The following is a 15,038-nucleotide window of genomic DNA, read 5'->3' as shown; positions in this document are numbered from 1 at the left end:
GTCCCGCACCGCTTCGCGAGACGGCTGCGCGAAGCACCGGGCTCCGCCCGGACCCGCGCCTCAAACGCCGGCGGGGCTGGATTCGGCTGATGCCGCCGGTTGCGCGCACCCACATCAGCCCCGCCGGCGTTTGAGGCCCGGACCCCGCGGCGGAGCCCCGGGAGCGCCGCCGGGCACCGTCCGGCCCCGCCGGCTACGTGTCCCGCAGGCCGGCCGCAGCCAGCAGGTACGCCACCAGGGGGTCGTAGAAGCGGGGGTCGCGGACGTGGTCGTCCAGGGGTACCGCCACCTGGAGGGTGCCCTCCGCCTCGCCGAGGAACAGCGCCGGGTCGTTGCAGTCGGCGTAGCCCACCGCGTCCAGGCCCCGCTGGGCCGCGCAGCCCGCCCAGCCGTGGTCGGCGACGACCAGGTCCGGCTGCGGGCGGCCCTCCGCCGCGAGCCCGTCCAGGATCGCCGCCATCGGCGCGGGCGAGTGCGTGTGCCACAGCGTCGCACCGCGCTCCAGCACGGCCACGTCCGCGAACTGCCACACGGAGCCCTCGTCCGCCATCAGCCCGGCGGGGATCACCACGATCTCGCAGCCCGCCGCCCGCAGGCCCGCCGCGGTCGCCCGGTGGACGTCCAGCAGGCCGCCCGGGTGCCCGGTGGCCAGCAGCACGCTCTGCCGGTCCAGCGCGGCCTTCCGCAGCCGCGCCGCCAGCCGGTCCAGCCCGGCCAGGGTCAGTTCGGGGTCGATGGTGTCCTGGCCGTAGCGGTGCGCCGGGTCGTCCACGACCCCGCACCGCTCCGCCATCACCGCGAGCACGTCCTGCTCGTCCGTCCAGCGGTCGCCGAGTTCCAGCCCGAGCCAGTAGTGCCGGTCGCCGTTGGCGAGCTTGCGGTAGTGGGAAAGGTTGTTCTCGCGCGGGGTCGCGACCTGCCCCGCGATCCGGGTCCGGACCAGGTGGTCAATGAGTTCGGCGCGGCTCGGCGGCTCTATCGGCTTCGGCATGCGGCCCATTCTGCCGCCGCGCGGCCGGAGCCGTCTGTTCCATTCCGACCACCGGACACCCGGCCTCACCTCGCGCTCACCCCGACAGCGCCCCGAACGCCCCGTGCGCGAGCCGGCGCAGCAGCGACTCCGTCGCCTCCCGTCCCAGCGCCGCCAGGTGCGGGGTGGAGTTCAGCAGTCCGAAGACGGCGTGCACGCCGACCCGTACTTCCGCCTCGCCGACCTGCGGATGCAGTTCCCGTACGACGTCCACCCACAGCTCCACGTACTGGCGCTGCAGCTGCCGTACGAGCTTGCGGTCGGCGTCCCGCAGCCGGTCCAGCTCCCGGTCGTGCAGGATGATCAGCGCCCGGTCGTCGAGGGCGAAGTCGATGTGTCCGTCGATCAGCGAGGACAGCACCCCCGGCGGGTCGCCCGCCGCCTCCGCCACCCGGTGGCGGCCCCCGGTGAGCAGCCGCTCGCTGATGCCCACCAGCAGCTCGGCGAGCATGGCGTCCTTGCCCGCGAAGTGCCGGTACAGGCCGGGGCCGCTGATGCCCACCGCGGCCCCTATCTCGTCCACGCCGACGCCGTGGAAGCCGCGCTCGGCGAAGAGACGAGCGGCCTCGTTGAGGATCTGCTCACGACGGGTGGGTGCGGCCGCTCTGGTGCTCATGGGAATCCATTCTAGACAGGGCCGTTAGCGCTCGTTAACCTGAGCGATACATGCGTTAACGCTCATTAACAGCGTGCACCGAGCAAGGGAGCTCGACCGATGCAGCAGGCACCAGTGCTGACGAGTGCCGCCGACCCGGCGTCCGAGGCCTGGCGGGCCAACGAGGCCGCCCACCGCGAGCTCGCCGAAGGGCTTCGCGCCCGGCTCGACGCGGCCCGCCTCGGCGGCGGGGAGAAGGCCCGCGCCCGCCACACCGCCCGCGGGAAGCTGCTCCCCCGCGACCGCGTGGACACCCTCCTCGACCCCGGATCGCCCTTCCTGGAGCTGGCTCCGCTGGCCGCCGAGGACATGTACGGGGGCGCGGCCCCGGCCGCCGGGGTCATCGCGGGCATCGGGCGGGTCAGCGGCCGCGAGTGCGTGATCGTCGCGAACGACGCCACCGTCAAGGGCGGCACGTACTACCCGATGACCGTCAAGAAGCACCTGCGCGCCCAGGAGGTGGCCCTGGAGAACCGTCTCCCCTGCCTCTACCTGGTCGACTCGGGCGGCGCCTTCCTCCCCATGCAGGACGAGGTCTTCCCCGACCGGGAGCACTTCGGCCGCATCTTCTACAACCAGGCCCGCATGTCCGGGGCCGGGATCCCGCAGATCGCCGCCGTCCTCGGCTCCTGCACGGCGGGCGGCGCGTACGTCCCGGCCATGAGCGACGAGGCCGTCATCGTCCGCGGCCAGGGCACGATCTTCCTCGGCGGCCCGCCGCTGGTGAAGGCGGCCACCGGCGAGGTCGTCACCGCGGAGGAGCTCGGCGGCGGCGAGGTCCACTCCCGGGTCTCCGGCGTGACCGACCACCTCGCCGAGGACGACGCGCACGCGCTGCGGATCGTACGGAACATCGTGGCGACCCTGCCCGAGCGCGGGGCCCTGCCCTGGTCGGTCGAGGCGCCCGAGGAGCCGAAGGTGGACCCGTACGGGCTCTACGGCGCGGTCCCGGTCGACTCCCGCACCCCGTACGACGCCCGCGAGATCATCGCCCGGATCGCGGACGGCTCGCGCTTCCAGGAGTTCAAGGCGGAGTACGGGCAGACGCTGGTCACCGGCTTCGCGCGGATCCACGGGCACCCCGTCGGGATCATCGCCAACAACGGCATCCTGTTCTCCGAATCGGCCCAGAAGGGCGCGCACTTCATCGAGCTGTGCGACCAGCGCGGGATCCCGCTCCTCTTCCTCCAGAACATCTCCGGCTTCATGGTCGGCCGGGACTACGAGGCCGGCGGCATCGCCAAGCACGGCGCCAAGATGGTGACGGCGGTGGCCTGCACCCGGGTTCCGAAGCTGACGGTGGTGGTCGGCGGCTCCTACGGCGCGGGCAACTACTCGATGTGCGGGCGGGCGTACTCGCCGCGGTTCATGTGGATGTGGCCCAACGCCAAGATCTCGGTGATGGGCGGCGAGCAGGCCGCCTCCGTACTGGCCACGGTCAAGCGGGACCAGATCGAGGGCGCCGGCCAGGAGTGGCCGGCCGAGGACGAGGAGGCCTTCAAGGCCCCGGTCCGGGAGCAGTACGAGGCGCAGGGCAACGCGTACTACGCCACCGCGCGGCTGTGGGACGACGGGGTCATCGACCCGATGGAGACCCGGCAGGTGCTGGGACTGGCTCTGACCGCGTGCGCGAACGCCCCGCTGGGCGACCGCGGCTTCGGCATCTTCCGTATGTGACGTGAGGACCTCACTGATGTTCAGCACTGTTCTGGTCGCGAACCGGGGCGAGATCGCGGTACGGGTCATCCGCACGCTGCGGCAGCTCGGCATCCGCTCCGTGGCCGTCTTCAGCGACGCGGACGCGGACGCCCGTCATGTGCGGGAGGCCGACACGGCCGTCCGGATCGGCCCGGCGGCGGCCGCCGAGAGCTACCTGAGCGTGGAGCGGCTCCTGGACGCCGCCCGGCGCACGGGCGCCGAGGCGGTCCACCCCGGGTACGGGTTCCTCGCCGAGAACGCGGCCTTCGCACAGGCCTGCACCGACGCCGGCCTGGCCTTCATCGGTCCGCCGGCCTCCGCGATCTCCCTGATGGGCGACAAGATCCGCGCGAAGGAGACGGTACGGGCGGCGGGCGTGCCCGTGGTCCCCGGCTCCTCCGGCAGCGGCCTGACCGACGCCGAACTCGTGGCGGCGGCCGAGGAGATCGGCATGCCGGTGCTGCTCAAGCCCTCGGCGGGCGGCGGCGGCAAGGGCATGCGGCTGGTCCGCGACGCGTCGGCACTGGCCGAGGAGATCGCGGCGGCCCGGCGCGAGGCGAAGTCCTCCTTCGGCGACGACACGCTGCTCGTCGAGCGGTGGGTGGACCGCCCCCGGCACATCGAGATCCAGGTCCTCGCGGACGCCCACGGGAACGTCGTCCACCTCGGCGAGCGCGAGTGCTCGCTCCAGCGGCGCCACCAGAAGGTGATCGAGGAGGCCCCGTCGGTCCTGCTGACGCCGGAGCTCCGGGCGTCGATGGGCGCGGCGGCCGTGGAGGCGGCCCGCTCGTGCGGGTACGTCGGCGCGGGCACGGTGGAGTTCATCGTCCCGGGCGGGGACCCGTCCTCGTACTACTTCATGGAGATGAACACCCGCCTCCAGGTGGAGCACCCGGTGACGGAGCTGATCACCGGGCTGGACCTGGTGGAGCAGCAACTGCGGGTGGCGGCGGGGCTGCCGCTGGGCTTCGACCAGTCCGGAGTGACCCTGACGGGCCACGCCATCGAGGCGAGGGTCTGCGCGGAGGATCCGGCGCGGGGGTTCCTGCCCTCCGGCGGCACGGTCCTCGCGCTGTCCGAGCCGTCGGGCGGTCCGGTCCGCACGGACTCCGGGCTGACGGCGGGCGTGCCGGTGGGGTCCACGTACGACCCGATGCTGTCGAAGGTGATCGCGTACGGTCCCGACCGCGCGGCTGCCCTTCGGGTGCTGCGGGGGGCCCTCGCGGACACGGTGATCCTGGGCGTCCAGACCAACGCGGGCTTCCTGCGCAGGCTGTTGGCGCACCCGGACGTGGTGTCCGGCGACCTCGACACCGGCTTGGTCGAGCGCGACCTGGCCGAGCTCCTGCCGGAGGGGGTCCCGCCGGAGGTGTACGCGGCGGCCGCGCTGCTGAAGCGGGGCTCCGCCCCGGACCCCGGTCCTCAAACGCCGGACGGGCTGAAATCGTGGGTCGACCCCTTCGACTCCGCCAACGGCTGGCGCCTGGGCGGCACGCCCGCCTGGACGGTGCACCACTTCCGCCTTCCCGGCCAGGAGCCGGTGGCGGTCCGGTCCCGCGCCGAGGGCGCCGACCACGAGCTGCTGATCGACGAGACCGGCACCGATCCGGCCCCGGCGGCGTTCGAGGCGCGGGGGTCCGGGGGCAGCGACCCCAGTACGCCGGCCCGCGTCCGGATCGTGGCCCGCACCCTCAGCACCGTCACCGTCGAACTCGACGGCGTCACCCACCGCTTCAGCCACGCGCCCTCCCCGGAGGGGACCTGGCTCGGGCGCGACGGGGACAGCTGGCACGTCCAGGACCACGACCCCGTATCCGCTCAAGGCGCGGCCGGCGCAGGCGCCGACACCCTCGCCGCCCCCATGCCCGGCACCGTCACGGTCGTCAAGGTCGCCCTCGGCGACAAGGTGGCGGCCGGTCAGAGCCTCCTCGTCGTCGAGGCCATGAAGATGGAGCACGTCATCTCCGCCCCGCACGCGGGCACGGTCACCGAACTCGACGTCTCCCCCGGCACCACCGTCGCCATGGACCAGATCCTGGCCGTGGTCACCCCGGACACCCGGGACACCGAGGAGGGCGCCGCATGAACGGCCTGCCCATGACCGTCCCCGCCCCCGGCCTGCCGCCCCGCGTGCGGATCCACGAGGTCGGCGCCCGCGACGGGCTGCAGAACGAGAAGTCGGCGGTACCGACCGAGGTGAAGGCGGAGTTCATCCACCGCCTCGCCGCCGCCGGCCTGACCACCATCGAGGCCACCAGCTTCGTGCACCCCAAGTGGGTGCCCCAGCTCGCGGACGCCGAGCAGCTCTTCCCGCTGCTCGGCGACGTCGAGGCGGCGCTCCCGGTCCTGGTCCCCAACGAGCGCGGGCTCGACCGGGCCCTCGCCCTGGGAGCCACCCGCATCGCCGTCTTCGGTTCGGCCACCGAAACCTTCGCCTCCCGCAACCTCAACCGCACGGTCGCCGAGTCCCTCGCCATGTTCGAGCCCGTCGTGGCGCGCGCCAAGCAGGAGAAGGCGCATGTGCGGGGCTACCTGTCCATGTGCTTCGGCGACCCCTGGGAGGGCCCGGTCCCGGTCCACCAGGTCGTACGGACCGCCAAGTCCCTGCTCGACCTCGGATGCGACGAGCTGAGCCTCGGCGACACCATCGGCGTCGCGACCCCGGGCCACGTCCAGGAGCTGCTCAGCGGCCTGAACGAGGCGGGTGTGGGCACCGACCGCATCGGCGTGCACTTCCACGACACCTACGGCCAGGCCCTGTCCAACACCCTCGCCGCCCTGCAGCACGGCGTGACCACCGTCGACGCCTCCGCCGGCGGCCTCGGCGGATGCCCGTACGCGAAGAGCGCCACCGGCAACCTCGCCACCGAAGACCTCGTGTGGATGCTCGACGGCCTCGGCATCGAGACCGGGGTCGACCTGGCCGCACTCACCGCCACGAGCGTGTGGATGGCCGAACAGCTGGGGCGTCCCAGCCCCTCCCGTACCGTCCGCGCCCTCTCCCACAAGGAGTAACGAAGACCATGGCCCTCGACCACCGGCTCACCCCCGAGCACGAGGAACTCCGCCGCACCGTCGAGGCGTTCGCCCACGACGTCGTGGCGCCCAAGATCGGCGACCTCTACGAGCGGCACGAGTTCCCGTACGAGATCGTCCGCGAGATGGGCCGCATGGGCCTGTTCGGCCTGCCCTTCCCGGAGGAGTACGGCGGCATGGGCGGCGACTACCTCGCGCTCGGCATCGCCCTGGAGGAGCTGGCCCGCGTCGACTCCTCGGTCGCCATCACCCTGGAGGCCGGGGTCTCCCTCGGCGCGATGCCCCTCCACCTCTTCGGCACCGAGGAGCAGAAGCGGCAGTGGCTGCCGCGGATGTGTTCCGGGGAGATCCTCGGCGCCTTCGGCCTGACCGAGCCGGGTGCGGGCTCGGACGCGGGCGGCACCCGTACCACCGCGGTCCGCGACGGAGACGAGTGGGTGATCAACGGTTCGAAGTGCTTCATCACCAACTCCGGTACGGACATCACCGGTCTGGTCACCGTCACCGCCGTGACGGGCCGCAAGGCGGACGGCCGCCCGGAGATCTCCTCGGTCATCGTCCCGTCCGGCACCCCGGGCTTCACGGTGGCCGCCCCGTACTCCAAGGTCGGCTGGAACTCCTCGGACACCCGTGAGCTGTCCTTCGACGACGTGCGGGTCCCGCTCGCCAACCTGCTGGGCGAAGAGGGCCGCGGCTACGCCCAGTTCCTGCGGATCCTCGACGAGGGCCGCATCGCGATCTCCGCTCTCGCGACGGGCCTGGCCCAGGGCTGCGTGGACGAGTCGGTGAAGTACGCCAAGGAGCGGCACGCCTTCGGCAAGGCGATCGGCGACAACCAGGCCATCCAGTTCAAGCTGGCGGACATGGAGATGCGCGCGCACATGGCCCGCATCGGCTGGCGCGACGCGGCCTCCCGGCTGGTGGCCGGCGAGCCGTTCAAGAAGGAGGCGGCGATCGCCAAGCTGTACTCCTCGACGGTGGCCGTGGACAACGCCCGCGAAGCCACCCAGATCCACGGCGGCTACGGGTTCATGAACGAGTACCCGGTGGCCCGGATGTGGCGGGACTCGAAGATCCTGGAGATCGGCGAGGGCACGAGCGAGGTCCAGCGCATGCTCATCGCCCGCGAGCTGGGCTTCGCGAGCTGAGACGCACGACCGGTCGCACGACCGGTCGCACGACCGGTCGCACGACCCGCCGCACGACCGAGGGGGCCCGGGAAGTTAGGGCCCCCTTACCGCTTTCAGCCAAGGTTAGGCTAACCTTCGTACCGAACGGCCCCGTGGCCGCCCGGTACGTACGAAAGCGGACATCGACATGCCCAAGTCCCGATCCTCCTACCTCTCCCGCCGCGGTCTCATCGCGGCCGGCGGCGCCCTCGGCCTCGTCGCGGCGCTCACCGCCTGCGGCGGTTCCGACACGGCCAAGGGTGACGGCGGCAAGGACAAGGGCGCCGCGGCGTCCGGCCCCTGGTCCTTCAAGGACGACCTCGGCAAGGACGTCACGGCCAAGTCCACGCCGAAGAACATCGTCGCCTTCACCGGCACCGCCGCGGCTCTCCACGACTACGGCATCCCGGTCAAGGGCGTGTTCGGCCCGACCAAGACCACCGACGGCAAGGCCGACGTGCAGGCCGGCTCGATGGACATCTCCAAGGTCGAGATCCTGGGCAACGTGTGGGGCGAGTTCAACGTCGAGAAGTACGCGGCCCTGAACCCCGACCTCCTCGTCACCAACACCTGGGACGGCACCCTCTGGTACGTCCCGGAGGAGTCCAAGGCCAAGATCACCGGCCTCGCCCCGGTCGCCGCCATCTCCGTGGGCGGCGACGCCACCCTCGACAAGGCCCTGGCGCGCACGGCGGACCTCGCCAAGTCGCTCGGCGCCGACATGAACGCCAAGACCACCGTCGACGCGAAGGCCCGCTTCGAGGCCGCCGCCGCGAAGGTCCGCGAGGCCACCAAGGCCAACCCGGGCATCAAGGTGCTCGTCGGCTCCGGCTCCCCGGAGCTGTTCTACGCCTCCACCCCGAAGACCTCGGCCGACCTGAAGTACTTCGAGAGCCTGGGCGTCGAGTTCGCGATCCCGGAGAAGCTCGACGAGGGCGGCTTCTTCGAGAGCCTCAGCTGGGAGAACGCCGGCAAGTACAAGGCCGACGTCATCCTGCTCGACAACCGGACCGGCACCCTGCAGCCGAACGACCTGAAGTCCAAGCCGACCTGGGCCGAGCTGCCCGCGGTCAAGGCCAGCCAGGTCATCCCGCGCGTCACCGAGCCGATCTACTCGTACGACAAGTGCGCGCAGATCCTCGAAGACCTCGCGAAGTCCATCCAGAGCGCCAAGAAGGTCAGCTGACCCTCGGCGCCGGTGGCCGGCGCCGAAATCGACTCCCAGGGGGACTCTCCGCATGACCGTCACCGCATCCGACGCCCCGGCGATCGCGCACTTCCGCTTCTTCGAGATGGAAGTGCTCCGTACGCGCCGCCTCGGGCACTCGTTCCTGCGGGTCACGTTCGGCGGTGAGTCCCTCGCCGGCTTCCGCTCGGGCGGCTACGACCAGAGCCTCTCGCTCTTCCTGCCGCCCCCGGACCGGGAGCACACCGTGCTCCCGTCCACGGACGAGGACACCTGGTTCGGCGCGTGGCGCGCGATGCCGGACGGGGAACGTCCCGTGATGCGCTCGTACACCGTGCGCGAGCAGCGCCGTACGCCCGAGGGTGGGGAGGAGGTCGACATCGACTTCGTCCTCCACGGGGATTCCTCCCCCGCTTCCTTCTGGGCCGGGCGGGCCGTCACCGGCCGCCGGATCATGGCGATCGGCCCGGCCGTCGCGGAGAACAAGTCCGTACGCTTCCAGCCGCCGGCCGCCACCGACGCGCTCTTCATGTACGCGGACGAGACCGCGCTGCCGGCGGCCGCGGCGATCCTGGACCGGCTCCCCGCCGGCGCCCGGGTGCGGGCCTGGTTCGAGGTACCGCACGCGGACGACCGGCTCGCGCTGTCGACGCCCGCCGACGCGGACATCACCTGGGTCGTACGGGAGGGCGGCGCCGGCCGGGAGCGCACCGAGCACCTGCTCGACGTGGTCCGGGCGGCCGAACTGCCCGCCGCGAAAGCCCCGTACGTCTGGCTGGCGGGCGAGGCGGGCACCATTCGGGCCGTCCGCCGGCACTTCGTGCAGGAACGTTCCGTCGACCGCCGCGCGGTGCGCTTCACCGGCTACTGGCGGCTGGGCGCGAGCGAGGAGGAACTCCTCGCCGAGGCGTACGCGGGCAAGGCTCCCAGCGAGGACCCCGGCTCCGCGCTGTAGCTCCAACCTCCTTTCACCACAGGACCGTTCAAGAGACGGGCCCCGGCTTCCGGCCGGGGCCCGTCTTCATTTGGCGGGAAGGTTAGGTTAGGCTAACCTAATCCTCAGATCCCCGCCCCCCTCTCCCTGCCCGGAGGACAGTTGATGCGTCAGCATCTGCTCAACGAGACGACCGCGGACCTCTACCGGCGTTCGGTCACCGAGGGCGTCGAGCGCGTAGCGGCCAAACTCGCCACCACGCGGCGGCCCCACACCGGCGTGTCCGTCGACGAACTCGCCCCGGTCATCGCCGGCATCGACCTGGACCGACCGCTCGAAGACCCCGCCGCCGCGCTCGACGAGCTGGAAGAGGTCTACCTGCGGGACGCGGTGTACTTCCACCACCCGCGCTACCTGGGCCACCTCAACTGCCCGGTCGTCATCCCCGCCGTACTCGGCGAGGCCGTCCTCTCGGCCGTCAACTCCTCCCTCGACACCTGGGACCAGTCGATCGGCGGCACGCTCATCGAGCGCCGCCTCATCGACTGGACCGCGCAGCGCATCGGCCTCGGCCCGGCCGCGGACGGCATCTTCACCTCCGGCGGCAGCCAGTCCAACTTCCACGCGCTGCTGCTCGCCCGTGACGAGGCCTGCCGCATCGTCATGAAGAAGGGGCTGGACGAGGGCCGCGAGCTCACCAAGGCCGAACTCCTCCCGAAGCTGCGCATCTTCACCTCCGAAGCCAGCCACTTCAGCGTGCAGAAGTCGGCCGCCATGCTCGGACTCGGCTACGAGGCCGTCATCGCCGTCCCGGTCGACCGCAACCGCCGCATGGACACCGCCGTGCTCGCCCTGGAGCTGGAGGAGTGCGCCGTCGAGGGCCTCTTCCCCATGGCCGTCGTCGCCACCGCCGGCACCACCGACTTCGGGTCCATCGACCCGCTCCCCGAGATCGCCCGCCTGGCCGCCGAGCACTCCGCCTGGATGCACGTGGACGCCGCGTACGGCTGCGGACTGCTGGTCTCCCCCACCCGCCGGCACCTCCTCGACGGCATCGAGCACGCCGACTCGGTCACGGTCGATTACCACAAGTCCTTCTTCCAGCCCGTCAGTTCGAGCGCCATGCTGGTCCGCGACCGCGACACCCTGAAGCACGCCACGTACCACGCGGACTACCTCAACCCGCGCCGCATGGCCGAGGAGCGCATCCCCAACCAGGTCGACAAGTCCATCCAGACCACGCGCCGCTTCGACGCGCTCAAGCTCTGGATGACCCTGCGCGTGATGGGCGCCGACGCGGTCGGCTCGCTCTTCGACGAGGTCATCGACCTGGCCGCCGCGGGCTGGGACGTCATCGACGCCGACCCGCGCTTCGAGGTCGTCGTCAAGCCGCAGATCTCCACGCTGGTCTTCCGCTACGTACCCCGTCCCGAAGACGCCCCGGTCCGCGCCGACCTGGTCGACGAGGCCAACCTGCACGCCCGCAAGGCGCTGTTCGCCTCGGGTGAGGCGGTCGTCGCCGGCACCAAGGTGGACGGGAAGCAGTACCTGAAGTTCACCCTCCTCAACCCGCAGACCACGACGGCCGACATCGCGGCCGTCCTCGGCCTTCTCGCCGCACACGCCGAGCAGTTCCTTGGAGAGTCCCTTGCCGTCCACCGCTAAGCCCCGTGACTTCATCGGGATCGGCCTCGGGCCCTTCAACCTCGGGCTCGCCTGCCTGACCGCGCCGATCGACGAGCTCGACGGCCTGTTCATCGAGTCGAAGCCGCACTTCGAGTGGCACGCCGGGATGTTCCTGGACGGCGCGCACCTGCAGACGCCGTTCATGTCGGACCTGGTCACCCTCGCCGACCCGACCTCGCCCTTCTCCTTCCTGAACTACCTGAAGGACAAGGACCGGCTGTACTCCTTCTACATCCGGGAGAACTTCTACCCGCTGCGGGCCGAGTACAACGACTACTGCCGCTGGGCCGCCGACCGCCTCGACAACGTCCTGTACTCCACCTCCGTCACCGAGGTCACGTACGACGAGCAGGCCGGCCTGTACGAGGTCCACACCGACCGGGGCGAGACCCACCGGGCCCGCCGCCTGGTCCTGGGCACCGGCACCCCGCCCTTCGTCCCCGAGGCGTGCGGGAACCTCGGCGGCGACTTCCTGCACAACTCCGGCTACATGCAGAACAAGGCGCAGCTGCAGAAGAAGAAGTCGATCACCCTGGTCGGCTCGGGCCAGAGCGCGGCCGAGATCTACCACGACCTCCTCGCCGAGATCGACGTCCACGGCTACCAGCTCAACTGGGTCACCCGCTCCCCGCGGTTCTTCCCGCTGGAGTACACGAAGCTGACCCTGGAGATGACCTCGCCCGAGTACGTGGACTACTTCCACGCCCTCCCCGAGGACACCCGCTACCGGCTGGAGAGCCAGCAGAAGAACCTCTTCAAGGGCATCGACGGCGAACTGATCAACGCGATCTTCGACCTGCTCTACCAGAAGAAGGTCGGCATGCCGGGCCCGGTCCCGACCACCCTGCTCACCAACACCTCGCTGAACACCACGGCGTACGACACCACCACGGGCACGTACACCCTGGGTCTGCGGCAGGAGGAGCAGGAGCGGGACTTCTCCCTGACCACCGAGGGCCTGGTCCTGGCCACCGGCTACAAGTACGTCGTGCCGGAGTTCCTCGCCCCGGTGCGCGAGCGGCTGAACTTCGACGGCCGCGGCCGCCTCGACGCGGCCCGCAACTACAGCGTGGACACCACCGGCCGGGGCGTCTACCTCCAGAACGGGACGACCCACAACCACTCGCTCACCTCGCCCGACCTGGGCATGGCCGCGTACCGCAACGCGTACATCGTCGCCGAGCTCCTCGGCCGCGAGCACTACAAAGTCGAGAAGTCCATCGCGTTCCAGCAGTTCGCAGTTCCGGAAGGCACGCACGCATGAGCACCACCACCGAGACCCTGTACACGCGCACCGACGCCGCCCTCGGGACCTTCGCCGTCCGCCCGCTGGACCCCTTCGCCGACGCGGAGCTCCTGCACGGGTGGGTCACGCACCCCAAGGCCTCGTTCTGGATGATGCAGGACGCCACCCTGCCGGACGTCGAGCGCGAGTACATGAAGATCGCCGCGGCCGAGCACCACCAGGCCTTCATCGGCCTCCACGAGGGCCGGCCCGCCTTCCTGATGGAGACGTACGACCCGGCGCACCTGGAGCTGGTCGGCCTGTACGAGGCGCAGCCCGGCGACGTCGGCATGCACTTCCTCGTCGCGCCCAGCGACACCCCCGTGCACGGGTTCACCCGCGCGGTCATCACCACCGTCATGGCGGCCGTGTTCGCCGACCCGGCGGCCGTGCGCGTCGTCGTGGAGCCGGACGTCCGCAACACCGCCGTGCACGCCCTGAACGAGGCCGTCGGCTTCGTGCCCGACGGCCCGGTCCGCAAGCCCGAGAAGGAAGCCCTGCTGAGCTTCTGCACCCGCGCGCAGTTCGAGGCCGCCACCGGACTCACCACGGGAGAATCGATATGAGCCTCGCCGACGCCGTCGCCCACCTCTCCCCCGAGCTGTGGGACCGCGCCAACCGCGCCCTGGTCCGCAAGGCCCTCGCGGAGTTCTCCCACGAGCGCCTGCTGACCCCGAAGCCGCTGGAGCCCGGCTCCTACTCGGTGCTGAGCGACGACTCCACCGTGGAGTACCGCTTCAAGGCCGAGCTGCACGCGCTGGACCACTGGTCGGTGGACGAATCGTCCATCACCCGGCACCGGGACGGAGCCGAGCTGCCGCTGGACGCCCTCGACTTCCACATCGAGCTGCGCGAGACCCTCGGCCTGAGCGCGGAGGTCCTGCCGGTCTACCTGGAGGAGATCTCCTCCACCCTGGCTGGCTCGGGCTACAAGTACACGAAGCCGCAGACCCCCTCGTCGGTCCTGGCGAAGTCCTCGTTCCAGGACATCGAGACCGGCATGACCGAGGGCCACCCCTGCTTCGTGGCGAACAACGGCCGCCTCGGCTTCGGCGTGCACGAGTACCTCTCGTACGCCCCGGAGACGGCGAGCCCGGTCCACCTGGTGTGGGTGGCGGCCCGCAAGGACGTCTCCACCTTCACGGCGGGCGCGGGCCTGGACCACGACTCCTTCGTCCGCGCGGAGCTGGGCGAGGCCGCCCTCGCGGGCTTCGCGGCCAAGATGGCCTCCCTCGGCCTCGACCTGGCGGACTACCACCTCCTGCCGGTCCACCCCTGGCAGTGGTGGAACAAGACCACGGTCACCTTCGCCGCCGAGATCGCGAACCGCCGCCTCGTCCTGCTGGGCGAGGGCGAGGACGCGTACCTGGCGCAGCAGTCGATCCGTACGTTCTTCAACACGACCACGCCGACGAAGCACTACGTGAAGACGGCCATCTCCGTCATCAACATGGGCTTCATGCGGGGCCTGTCGGCCGCGTACATGGAGGCCACCCCGGCCATCAACGACTGGCTCCACCAGCTGATCGAGGGCGACGAGGTCCTGCGGTCGGTGGACTTCTCGATCATCCGCGAGCGCGCGGCGATCGGCTACCACCACCGCCAGTACGAGCGCGCCACCGACCGCTACTCCCCGTACCGCAAGATGCTCGCCGCCCTGTGGCGCGAGTCGCCGGTGGAGTCCCTGAGCGGGGACGAGCGCCTCGCCACGATGGCCGCCCTGCTCCACGTGGACTCCGAGGGCCGCTCCTTCGCCGGCGCGCTGATCGAGGAGTCGGGCCTCACCCCGTCCGAGTGGCTGCGGCACTACCTGCGCGCCTACCTGGTGCCGCTGCTGCACTGCTTCTACCAGTACGACCTCGCGTACATGCCGCACGGCGAGAACACGATCCTCGTCATCGAGCGCGGCGTGGTGAAGCGGGCGATCTTCAAGGACATCGCCGAGGAGATCGTGGTCATGGATCCGCACGCGGTCCTGCCGCCGGCGGTCGAGCGGGTCCGGGCGGACATCCCGGAGGACATGAAGCTGCTGTCCGTCTTCACGGACGTCTTCGACTGCTTCTTCCGCTTCCTGGGCGCGATCCTGGCCGACGAGGGCATCTGCGAGGAGGACACCTTCTGGCGGGCGGTCGCCGACTGCGGCCACGCCTACCAGGACTCGGTGCCCGCCCTGGCGGAGCGCTTCGAGCGCTACGACCTCTTCGCCGAGGAGTTCCAGCTGTCCTGCCTCAACCGCCTCCAGCTGCGCAACAACAAGCAGATGGTGGACCTCGCCGACCCCGCGGCGGCCCTCCAGCTGATCGGCACCCTCAAGAACCCCGTCGCGCCCTTCGCGCGGCGGTAGCAGGAAGGCGGGCGG

At 71.1% G+C, this 15,038-nt stretch carries 12 protein-coding genes; 10 read left to right on the top strand and 2 right to left on the bottom strand.

The annotated features are described in order from the left end of the window. Positions 1-193: 193 nt before the first annotated feature. Positions 194-1,000 carry a phosphatase gene (locus ACFWB8_RS01380; RefSeq protein ID WP_385220734.1) on the bottom strand — a complete coding sequence of 269 codons (807 nt, stop codon included), beginning with the start codon at positions 998-1,000 and terminating at the stop codon, positions 194-196. A gap of 67 nt (positions 1,001-1,067) precedes the next feature. Continuing rightward, entirely contained in the window at positions 1,068-1,646 is a 579-nt protein-coding gene (locus tag ACFWB8_RS01375) for a TetR/AcrR family transcriptional regulator (RefSeq protein ID WP_385220731.1), read from the bottom strand. Positions 1,647-1,745: 99 nt separating this feature from the next. On the opposite strand from ACFWB8_RS01375, the gene ACFWB8_RS01370 reads away from it, so the two are divergent. The 10 genes from ACFWB8_RS01370 to ACFWB8_RS01325 all read left to right on the top strand — a co-directional run bounded on the left by ACFWB8_RS01370 (position 1,746) and on the right by ACFWB8_RS01325 (position 15,023). Then, entirely contained in the window at positions 1,746-3,362 is a 1,617-nt protein-coding gene (locus ACFWB8_RS01370) for a carboxyl transferase domain-containing protein (protein WP_385220728.1), read from the top strand. A 16-nt stretch (positions 3,363-3,378) separates the two neighbouring features. Further along, on the top strand, positions 3,379-5,469 hold the full coding sequence (locus ACFWB8_RS01365) for a biotin carboxylase N-terminal domain-containing protein (RefSeq protein ID WP_385220725.1): 2,091 nt from the start codon (positions 3,379-3,381) through the stop codon (positions 5,467-5,469). Continuing rightward, entirely contained in the window at positions 5,466-6,398 is a 933-nt protein-coding gene (locus ACFWB8_RS01360; protein ID WP_385220721.1) for a hydroxymethylglutaryl-CoA lyase, read from the top strand. The genes ACFWB8_RS01365 and ACFWB8_RS01360 overlap by 4 nt, the downstream gene beginning before the upstream one ends. Positions 6,399-6,406: 8 nt before the next feature. Continuing rightward, a complete protein-coding gene (locus ACFWB8_RS01355) occupies positions 6,407-7,567 on the top strand; it encodes an acyl-CoA dehydrogenase family protein (RefSeq protein ID WP_385220719.1) in 1,161 nt (386 codons plus the stop codon). Between the two features lie 169 nt (positions 7,568-7,736). Beyond that, positions 7,737-8,774: an ABC transporter substrate-binding protein gene (locus tag ACFWB8_RS01350; RefSeq protein ID WP_385220716.1), complete on the top strand. Its 1,038-nt coding sequence runs from the start codon at positions 7,737-7,739 to the stop codon at positions 8,772-8,774. 52 nt (positions 8,775-8,826) lie between these two features. Beyond that, positions 8,827-9,729, top strand: coding sequence for a siderophore-interacting protein (locus ACFWB8_RS01345; RefSeq protein ID WP_385220713.1), 903 nt, complete (start codon positions 8,827-8,829; stop codon positions 9,727-9,729). 144 nt (positions 9,730-9,873) lie between these two features. Further along, positions 9,874-11,373, top strand: a complete 1,500-nt coding sequence (locus ACFWB8_RS01340) for a pyridoxal phosphate-dependent decarboxylase family protein (RefSeq protein ID WP_385220711.1) — start codon at positions 9,874-9,876, stop codon at positions 11,371-11,373. After that, entirely contained in the window at positions 11,357-12,658 is a 1,302-nt protein-coding gene (locus tag ACFWB8_RS01335) for a lysine N(6)-hydroxylase/L-ornithine N(5)-oxygenase family protein (protein ID WP_385220709.1), read from the top strand. The genes ACFWB8_RS01340 and ACFWB8_RS01335 overlap by 17 nt, the downstream gene beginning before the upstream one ends. Then, positions 12,655-13,245: a GNAT family N-acetyltransferase gene (locus ACFWB8_RS01330; RefSeq protein WP_385220706.1), complete on the top strand. Its 591-nt coding sequence runs from the start codon at positions 12,655-12,657 to the stop codon at positions 13,243-13,245. The genes ACFWB8_RS01335 and ACFWB8_RS01330 overlap by 4 nt, the downstream gene beginning before the upstream one ends. Further along, positions 13,242-15,023 (top strand): IucA/IucC family protein, encoded by a 1,782-nt coding sequence (locus ACFWB8_RS01325; protein WP_385220703.1) that lies wholly within the window; start codon positions 13,242-13,244, stop codon positions 15,021-15,023. Before ACFWB8_RS01330 ends, ACFWB8_RS01325 begins: the two co-directional genes overlap by 4 nt. The last annotated feature ends 15 nt before the right edge of the window (positions 15,024-15,038 follow it).

Origin of the sequence: Streptomyces sp. NPDC060031 (genome assembly GCF_042736805.1) — a bacterium.
Taxonomy (GTDB): domain Bacteria; phylum Actinomycetota; class Actinomycetes; order Streptomycetales; family Streptomycetaceae; genus Streptomyces.
This window is presented reverse-complemented; position numbering and strand designations above follow the sequence as displayed.

Bases quoted from the DNA above. Each gene is read 5' to 3' on its own strand.
- ACFWB8_RS01355 (WP_385220719.1), top strand. From the start codon at position 6,407: ATGGCCCTCGACCACCGGCTCACCCCCGAGCACGAGGAACTCCGCCGC.
- ACFWB8_RS01375 (WP_385220731.1), bottom strand. From the start codon at position 1,646: ATGAGCACCAGAGCGGCCGCACCCACCCGTCGTGAGCAGATCCTCAAC.
- ACFWB8_RS01370 (WP_385220728.1), top strand. From the start codon at position 1,746: ATGCAGCAGGCACCAGTGCTGACGAGTGCCGCCGACCCGGCGTCCGAG.
- ACFWB8_RS01330 (WP_385220706.1), top strand. From the start codon at position 12,655: ATGAGCACCACCACCGAGACCCTGTACACGCGCACCGACGCCGCCCTC.
- ACFWB8_RS01345 (WP_385220713.1), top strand. From the start codon at position 8,827: ATGACCGTCACCGCATCCGACGCCCCGGCGATCGCGCACTTCCGCTTC.
- ACFWB8_RS01360 (WP_385220721.1), top strand. From the start codon at position 5,466: ATGAACGGCCTGCCCATGACCGTCCCCGCCCCCGGCCTGCCGCCCCGC.
- ACFWB8_RS01350 (WP_385220716.1), top strand. From the start codon at position 7,737: ATGCCCAAGTCCCGATCCTCCTACCTCTCCCGCCGCGGTCTCATCGCG.
- ACFWB8_RS01380 (WP_385220734.1), bottom strand. From the start codon at position 1,000: ATGGGCCGCATGCCGAAGCCGATAGAGCCGCCGAGCCGCGCCGAACTC.
- ACFWB8_RS01340 (WP_385220711.1), top strand. From the start codon at position 9,874: ATGCGTCAGCATCTGCTCAACGAGACGACCGCGGACCTCTACCGGCGT.
- ACFWB8_RS01365 (WP_385220725.1), top strand. From the start codon at position 3,379: ATGTTCAGCACTGTTCTGGTCGCGAACCGGGGCGAGATCGCGGTACGG.
- ACFWB8_RS01325 (WP_385220703.1), top strand. From the start codon at position 13,242: ATGAGCCTCGCCGACGCCGTCGCCCACCTCTCCCCCGAGCTGTGGGAC.